Here is an 8,155-nt window from a genome sequence, read left to right as displayed (position 1 = left end):
TGCATTTTCAGGAGTCGAGGCGCACGCATGGCAAGGCGCGAGGAGGGCGAATAGCAAGCTATTTAACCGACGAGCAACGCAGCCAGGGGGGATGGACCTGCCTGCCGGCAGGCAGGTCGGCGCATCAAAATGTGAAGTTATTTTTGAGCGAGCTCTTAGCAAGCCGTCAAGATTGCCCTGGCCTCGCCTGCCGTATAAAGAGAACCGGTAATGCACACAACATCTCCGGGGGCGGCCTCATCCATGGCAAGTGATATGGCATCTGGCAGATGCGGAATAACGACAACATCCTTTTTGAGAGGGCGTAAGAAGGATGCCAGTTCGTGGGGGTCTGCAGCACGCTCGTACTGTGGTCTGGCAAGGATCATACGGTTGGCAACAGCAGCAAGGTCTCGCAACATGGGCTTCCATGCCTTGTCCTTCAGAATACCTACCACCAACATCAACCTCCGTGACCCTGCGCCGTTTTCCAGGAATCTTCTGAGGACTCTCACAGCAGACGGATTGTGGGCGCCATCCAAAAGGACGAGAGGATAATCTGACACTACCTCAAGACGCCCGGGCCAGCAGACCTCAGCAAGTCCGGTGTAGATGGCGTCATCAGGAACTTTCAGGCCCTTTTCCATAAGGAGTTCCAGGGTCCCCAGGACAAGGGCGCCATTTAAGATCTGGTGCTCTCCGAAAAGTCCCACTTTGACTCGTGTCAGCACCCGTTTTGTACTCCGGTAGGTAAAAAAACCATCCTGGCCTTTACGGACCCTGATCTCTTTCCCAAGCCTTAGCAATGGCACGCCCTTTTCTGAAGCTCTTTGCTCGATCACCTTCAGGGCGCTCTTCTGGCGCGCTCCTGTCACAACACCGGCGCCCGCCTTTATTATGCCCGCCTTTTCGGAGGCTATCCTGGCCAGAGTCTTTCCGAGGTATTCGGTGTGTTCCATGCTGATATTGGTAATGATGCAAACTTCGGGGTGCACTACATTGGTGGCATCGTATCGGCCGCCCATGCCGGTTTCAAGAACGGCCCAATCCACTTTTTTTAAGGCAAAGTGGTAAAGGGCCATGGCGGTGGCGCATTCAAAAAAGGTCGGTGGATCTGCCTGTGTGTAGATTCTTTGAACCGCTTCGGCAGCCTCTGCGACATCCCCGTCAGATACGGGATGTCCGTTGACCTGAATGCGTTCATTGAATCGAACAAGATGAGGGGAAGTATAGAGACCTACCCTGTACCCTGCACAGGCAAGGACCGAAGACAGGAGCGCCGCAACAGAACCCTTGCCGTTTGTGCCTGCCACGTGGATACACGAATAACCATCCTGAGGATTCCCGAGACCCCTCATAAGGCGAGATATCGTGGCCAGCCCAAGCTTAATCCCGAAACGCCTCAGGCGATAGAGGGCAGACAGGTGATCGTCAATGCAAGAGATCATGGAGACACTAGAAGTGAACTAAAATGCCTAAAGCCCGCCCTGGCGCGATGTGCTCAGATCAGCCTGCAAAGCCTATGGGACGCTACGTGCCCGAATCAGCCTACCATGCCCTATAAGCAAGGTCTGGGCCAGGGTGAACTAAAGTATCTAAAGTTAAGGCAACGATACCTTTTCTTTTGCCTCTAGCCTCAAGCGAAGCGCTCCTCCAACCTCCAACACAATCTTCTTAGACGAAACGCAACGCAGCAGATGGATCTTTTCGAGTGCCGTCAGTGTTTGAAGCTTCTCTGGCCCGTGTATACCATGGTCACATTGGCCTCATTGCAGGCCTCGATAGACTGGTAATCATTAACAGACCCGCCAGGCTGCACAACGGCGGAGATTCCTTCGCGGATGCCCACATCAACGCCGTCTCTGAAGGGAAAAAAGGCGTCACTCACCATGGCCGCGCCGATCAGCCCGCCCTTTTCTTGAGCTACTCTCTGATCGAATTCCCTTTTCTTTTCCTCGTCCGCAAGCTCATTATAAGGGATCTTCAGCTCCTCAAAACAGTACCGGTCTGCCAGCTTGCGGTACGCCTTCTCTCTGGCGATCTCCGCAACACCTACCCGATCCTGTTCACCCGTGCCGATTCCGACTGTGACCTCGTTCTTGACATATATGACCGAGTTGGACGTCACCCCTGATTCCACCAGCCAGCCGAAGAGCATATCTTCATATTCCTGCTCTTTCGGCTCTCTCTTGATGCGATATGTATGTCCCTTATACTCGCATTCTGCAAGCCTGAGATCGTCTTTGGACCGGGCCTCGGGCACAAAAGACCATTGGGCAATGATGCCGCCGTCAATTAGGCTCTTAAACTCCACAACGCGCTCACCCGCAAAAGACTGTAAACGGCCCATGTTCGAGATTCTTATGATCCGAAGGTTTTTCTTCTTGGTAAAAATATCCATAACCCCTTCCTCAAAATCAGGGGCCACCACAACTTCGGCGTACTGCCTGCTGATAGCCTCTGCCGTAGCCTTGTCCACCGGTTCGTTCAGGGCAATACAGCCGCCAAAGGCGGCCACGCGATCGGCCATGTTGGCTTTGATGTAAGCCTCTTCCAGGGAATCAGCTCGCGCCACGCCGCACGGGTTGTTGTGTTTTACAATGACCGCGGTCGGCCTGTCGACAAAGTATCTCAGGATGTTCAGGGAGTTGTCTGCGTCCGTAAGGTTGGTCTTTCCGGGATGCTTACCCGATTGCAAAAGCTCGACGTCGGATGCCAGATATCGTCCAGGCTGAATTGTCTGGGTCTCGCCAAGGACCAGGTTGCCGTTGGCGAGCTTATAGAGCGCGGCCTCCTGGCCCGGATTTTCACCGTACCTGAGGCCTTTTTGCACATTATCGACCACCCAGGTCACCTTTTCGTAGAAAAGGGTCTGGCGACTGTCTCCGTCCACAAAGGAGATCTCCATGTTTGGCGGAAAGTGGTCATCCATAATGGTCCTGTACATTTTCTTCAGATCTTCAGCCATCGTATTAACCCTCCATAATCTTGTAACACGTGTGAACGTCGCCAAAAGGTCTGCTTGCCAGAAAATCCGCAATGTGGCGGTCATACACTGCAGTGTGGTCAAAGGCCTTGCTGGCCAGCTCATATCGAAGTTCCAGGGAAAGCCTGCCATCATTTGCTTTTATCTCGGAACAGATCCTTGCGTAGTCTCCCGGATCTACCACGGGTGCGACACGGATGAAATTCTTGGCCGAGGCCCTGATCATGCAAGGGCCTCCGATATCGATGTTGCCCCTGGCCTCTTCCACCGTGACACCTTCTCTGGATATAGTCTCCTTAAAGGGATAAAGATTCACCACCACCATGTCTATGGGAACTGCAGAGGTTCTTTTCAGATCTTGCTGGTGGGCGTCGTTATAGGTCTCTGTGAGCAGACCAAGGTATATCTTAAAGTCAAGGGTTTTGACAAGTCCTCCCTGGGTCTCCGGCTGGCCAGTGTATTTGCTTACCTGAGTCAGGCAGGAGGAGGCCCGGTCACCTAGGATCTGCTCAATCCTGCCATAGGTCCCGCCCGTGGAGTATATCCGAACATCCGGATTGATCTTCAGCAGTGACGGGATGAAGTCCTCCAGCCCGCTCTTGTTCGACACGCTGACAATGACGTGCTTGACCCTAACGAATCCATCGATCTTCTCAACAACGTTAACTGCCATAAATTGCTCCTTTCCAGGTTCCCATTACCTACCCAATACTTCCACTATTCCATATAGATGGAAGGAACGCTTCTCCAATGAAGCTCCCCGCAGCAAGCTGCGGGGTATCAAAGCGAAATTTCGCCGTAGTTCGCCTTGCCTTTCATCCCTGCAGCAAGTCGCCGACGCGCCATAGCTTGGGCGACGGTGCGCTGCAGGGCATTCCGGCGAAGGCGAATAAATAATAATTATGTCAATAGGTTGCAGAGCTTCACAGACATCAAAAGAGCGCCCGGCGATCACGACCGATCTTTTCATAGAATCTCTTCGACCGTCAAGCTGTTTTTGGATTTTAATTGACATGCCCGAAGGTTTTGTTAAGAATTCCGTAATACGTAATAGTTCACCCCCACCTCTAGCCGTTTTTCTGTCATTTCGACCGTAGGGAGAAATCTTGTAATGTCGTGACCGTACGCTATGTTGGATAAGATTTCTCACCCCGCCTTCGTCGGGGTTCCAAATGACAAAGTGGAGTGAAGTATTACAGAATTCGATTCGGAAAAAACGAACGTAATCAGGACATGAGAAATGAAAGACGTCCAGAGCCAGCAAGACAGCAGAAAAATTGACATAAACAAAGTCGGCATCAAGGGGATTAACTATCCCATCAATGTGCTGGACAGGGTCAACAAGGTTCAGTCAACCGTGGCCACGATCAATATGTACGTCCATTTACCTCACGATTTCAAAGGGACCCATATGAGCAGATTTGTGGAGGTCCTGAACCAATACTGTGGTGATCTTAATCTTAAGGCCTTCTTTGAAATGCTTGAGACAATGAAAAAAACTCTTGACGCGCGGGCTGCGAACCTTGAAATTGCATTCCCCTATTTTGTTATGAAAAAAGCCCCTGTGTCAGGTGTTGCCAGCCTCATGGAATATACCTGCGAATACATAGGAGAAATAAACGAAAACGAACGTAAGCTCTTTGTTCGCATCAAAGTTCCTGTATGCACCCTGTGCCCTTGCTCAAAAGAGATAAGCAGGCATGGGGCCCATAATCAGCGAGGCATTGTTTCAGTGACCCTGCTATTTAAGGAGTTCTTCTGGATTGAGGAAATCATCGAAATGGTGGAAAGCTCGGCCTCCAGTGATGTCTATGCACTGCTAAAAAGGGAAGACGAAAAACATGTCACCGAGCAGGCTTACAATCGCCCGATGTTTGTAGAGGATGTGGTGAGAGAGGTTACCCAGAAGTTAATGGGCGATCCCAGGTTCACGTGGTTCAGTGTGGAAGCGGAAAACTTTGAAAGCATTCACAACCACAGCGCCTACGCTTACGCCGAGGTTGGCCCCCGGCCATAACTCCCTGCTAGAACACCCCGGGCAATTCGTGCAGGCAAAGTCTTCAGACTCTGACCACGCTCTACGAGCCTGAGGCCCAAAGGACCTTGGTTTCTAGATCGTGCTAAAGTGTTAGAAATGTTATGCCGAAAAGGGTAATGATGAAAAAAACATGCCAGAATAATCGGTCGCGGTCACAGGATAGTAGTATTTTCGGTGGCGTTATGTTGGCAAATTTTGTCCTTCTTTTTCACGTTGCCTTGATAATTGGTGTTGCTTTCATTGCTTTTTTTTCCGGGGGCCTTCTTACATACCTGCCCTGGATTCTGAGCATTGGCGGCGGTCTTATCGTCGGGTCGGCGTATCTGTTCTGGCGGCGTGTGAAAAAACAGGGCAAGAACCTGAAAGATATCCTTAAGGATCCCAGCTTCCAAAATCGTACTGTGGAAGTAAACGTCCTGGGTGGCCTCGCCAGCTTGAGATTGGGCCACATTCAAGAGCCGCTTGCCATCCCTCATCAGAACTGCAACAGCCCGATGCAACTCGAAGCTCCCAGCGCCGATTCTGAGGAGCAACTCAAAGACCTTGCTCTTCTCCTAAAGCAGGATTTGATTACCTTCGATCAATACCTTCAGGGAAAACAGCAGGTTACTGGTTATTGACGCGAGTTCTCAAAAGGCAATACATAACGACCCAAATGATTGCGCATAAACGCATATTCCTTTTGACGAGACAGGATGCCCTGTGCTGCTCACGGCAATAGATGGCAAGCAGGAGGTAGGTGATCAGGGCGGAAAGTATCTTGACCATTAGGCCATACTCGCTTCTGGTAATCAGATGGTAGACTCGGAGGTGGCGTCTTCACCATGCAAAGAATTTCTCTATGTCCCCAGCAATTTTCTAACCGGAAATTGCTGACTCGGTTTAGAAGTCCATCCAGGAGTGTGCCCGAGAATGAGAGATTTTTTGCAAGACCAAGGAAGGCGTCCGCTCTCGGACAGGCTCCTAGAAGTGACACCAGTTTCATTCCTTGGCCAGGGTCTCTTGAAGACACAGACTCGCCACAAAGGCAATGATCCCGCAGACGAAAAGCACAAAAAACGTCTTTTCGTAACCAGCCAGAGTAAAGGCATCCCCCACCCGGCCATGGCTTTCCAGGACATATCCCAACAGAGGCTGAAAAATGGCCCCACCGGCAAAAGGAAAAATATTGACCAACCCCGTGGATGTCCCTGCTATCTGCACGGGAAACAGTTCCTTGGTTGTCGTAAAGCCGATTACCACAACGGCACTGGAAAAGATGCCGAGACCAAGACATATCAGGTAAAGGCCTGCAATCGGTAGTCGATCAGTGTAGAAAGCCAAAAGAGCAGTAAGGCAAAGCAAAACGAAGCTTGACAGTACCAGCACAGGTTTTCGCCCTTGGAAAACTCGGTTGGACAAAACACTGAGCATTGGGCTCCCAGCGATCATGCCGATAGCCAGCATGGAGAGGATCTGGCCTGTTTGAGCCTTTGTCAACCCGTAGACCTGCATTAAATATGGGCCTCCCCAAAGTCCGCCAAAGGAAAAGAATACAGCACAGTCAAAAAAAAACCAGATCGCAACAGGCCAGAATCGTGGGTATGCGAGTACCTTTTTCATGCCTTCCATCAGCCCGACAGCTTGCGGACTTGTCGCTGACTGTTCCGAAGGTGAGGGCCAACCCAGATCTGCTGGCCGGTCCCGAACAAACAACCACACCAAGATGGCAAGCGCTGATGTAGCAATCCCAACAACCACAAAAGACAAGCGCCAACCAATCCAGGTGCTGAGCAAGGCCAGAGGAGTAGCCGCGGTCAGCGTACCTATGCCACCCATTGCCATAAGAATACCGGTCATAGTGGCAAACTCCCTGATACGAAACCATTCTGCCAGCACCTTCATGGTCGGCACAAAGAGCATGGAGACACCCAGGCCGACAAGGGCGCGGCCCACAATTGCCCACAAAACAGTTGGGGCCAAACCCAGAAGCAGAGAGCCTATAAAGGCCACCGCGAAGAACAGTGTAATGGTTCGCCTAGGCCCCCAGGAATCGGAAAGAAGACCTGCTGGTAGCTGCATGAGTGCATAGGGATAGAAATAGGCTGAACCCAAAAGCCCGAGCAGGGCCCCTCCGGCGTGAAAATCGCGCATCATGTCAACCGCCACCACCGCCGGACAGAGACGGTGGAAATAGACCAAGACATAGCTCAGGGCCAAAATCGAAAAAATCAGCCAGCGGTAGCGAAGGGGATTCCTCAGTAGATCAGACACTATACCATCCGTATCATGTTAGCCTTTTCAAACAAATTGCCTGAAACTGGCTGCAAACCTTTTCAAAGGGCTGGACTGTTACTACCATCCTAACCCGGATCAACAGGAATTAGTCACCATCAGTCATCGATTCGTCATCTTGCATAGCTGATGGCAGGCTGGGCTGGGTGTCGATTGCTTCAGGGGCTACTAACTCCGAAGTTGCAATGATAATGATAAGAACTCGCTTTTCGGTAGACCGTGTATAGCAAAAACGTCGTTGTGTGTCAACGATATGATCATGTCCATATCCGGTGGTTTTGGGTGTCGTGCCATGTGGGGTTCGGAAGAAGCGCCGAAGCAGGCGAGTCTGGTTGTCGTGGTTGTCTCTGATTGAGTCTATTTGACCAGATATCACCCCAGACCGACGACTGGAAGGCAGGTATAAGGATTTTCGATCTCAAATGGAACAGACAACGGCCGCCAGAGTCAAGCGAGTTTCGATATCTTGCCAACCAAATTGCTATCAAAACAAAAGGTTACCTTTCAATCTTAAATAGCGCCAATTTTGTCAATGAGAGTGGCTCAAATCCGGAAAGATACAGATTACTTTGGGAAGCCGAAAATATTCCAAAGATGGCATTCAGGAAAATGGCAGGACGATAGCCCAGATTAATACAAGAAGATGCTTCGGTTGCGGATTATGTCGCGGGGCATGCAACACGGAGGCTCTTTCCCTGGTTTTGAGGTAGAAAGTACATCTCTGGCATTTCCCTTGCCGGCGCAAGAAGGCCATGGTTTCAAGTCCTCTTGTTTGCTCCCGCGATCTTGCCCTTCTTTACAAGATTTCCATAGATGACCTTCAGACGTGCTCTTTGCCTCTTAACACAGGAGGGGATGGAAGCCAGGTTTTCTCCCTG

Annotated in this window: 7 protein-coding genes and 1 pseudogene; 3 read left to right on the top strand and 5 right to left on the bottom strand. The window is 50.9% G+C overall.

Annotated features, from left to right (window positions below):
* Positions 1-155 precede the first annotated feature (155 nt).
* From JW883_05500 to JW883_05490, 3 genes are all read right to left on the bottom strand, one after another.
* Positions 156-1,427 carry a bifunctional folylpolyglutamate synthase/dihydrofolate synthase gene (locus tag JW883_05500; GenBank protein ID MBN1841721.1) on the bottom strand — a complete coding sequence of 424 codons (1,272 nt, stop codon included), beginning with the start codon at positions 1,425-1,427 and terminating at the stop codon, positions 156-158.
* 269 nt (positions 1,428-1,696) lie between these two features.
* Entirely contained in the window at positions 1,697-2,947 is a 1,251-nt protein-coding gene (locus JW883_05495) for an IMP cyclohydrolase (protein ID MBN1841720.1), read from the bottom strand.
* A 4-nt stretch (positions 2,948-2,951) separates the two neighbouring features.
* The gene (locus JW883_05490) at positions 2,952-3,638 is read right to left on the bottom strand and encodes a hypothetical protein (GenBank protein ID MBN1841719.1); all 687 of its coding nucleotides are present in this window, start codon (positions 3,636-3,638) and stop codon (positions 2,952-2,954) included.
* Between the two features lie 567 nt (positions 3,639-4,205).
* Between JW883_05490 and JW883_05485 the strand changes: the two genes are divergently transcribed.
* Complete coding sequence (locus tag JW883_05485; GenBank protein ID MBN1841718.1) at positions 4,206-4,982, top strand: GTP cyclohydrolase I FolE2; 777 nt, start codon at positions 4,206-4,208, stop codon at positions 4,980-4,982.
* A gap of 203 nt (positions 4,983-5,185) precedes the next feature.
* Positions 5,186-5,623, top strand: coding sequence for a hypothetical protein (locus JW883_05480; protein MBN1841717.1), 438 nt, complete (start codon positions 5,186-5,188; stop codon positions 5,621-5,623).
* 79 nt (positions 5,624-5,702) lie between these two features.
* Here JW883_05480 and JW883_05475 read toward each other — a convergent pair.
* Positions 5,703-5,861: pseudogene (locus JW883_05475) on the bottom strand (IS4 family transposase).
* Positions 5,862-5,984: 123 nt separating this feature from the next.
* Positions 5,985-7,259, bottom strand: coding sequence for an MFS transporter (locus JW883_05470; GenBank protein MBN1841716.1), 1,275 nt, complete (start codon positions 7,257-7,259; stop codon positions 5,985-5,987).
* A gap of 587 nt (positions 7,260-7,846) precedes the next feature.
* On the opposite strand from JW883_05470, the gene JW883_05465 reads away from it, so the two are divergent.
* Entirely contained in the window at positions 7,847-7,987 is a 141-nt protein-coding gene (locus JW883_05465) for a 4Fe-4S binding protein (protein MBN1841715.1), read from the top strand.
* Positions 7,988-8,155 lie beyond the last annotated feature (168 nt).

Source organism: Deltaproteobacteria bacterium, from assembly GCA_016930875.1.
GTDB lineage: Bacteria > Desulfobacterota > Desulfobacteria > Desulfobacterales.
Note: the sequence above shows the minus strand (reverse complement) of the source record. Positions and strands in the feature narration are given on the sequence as shown.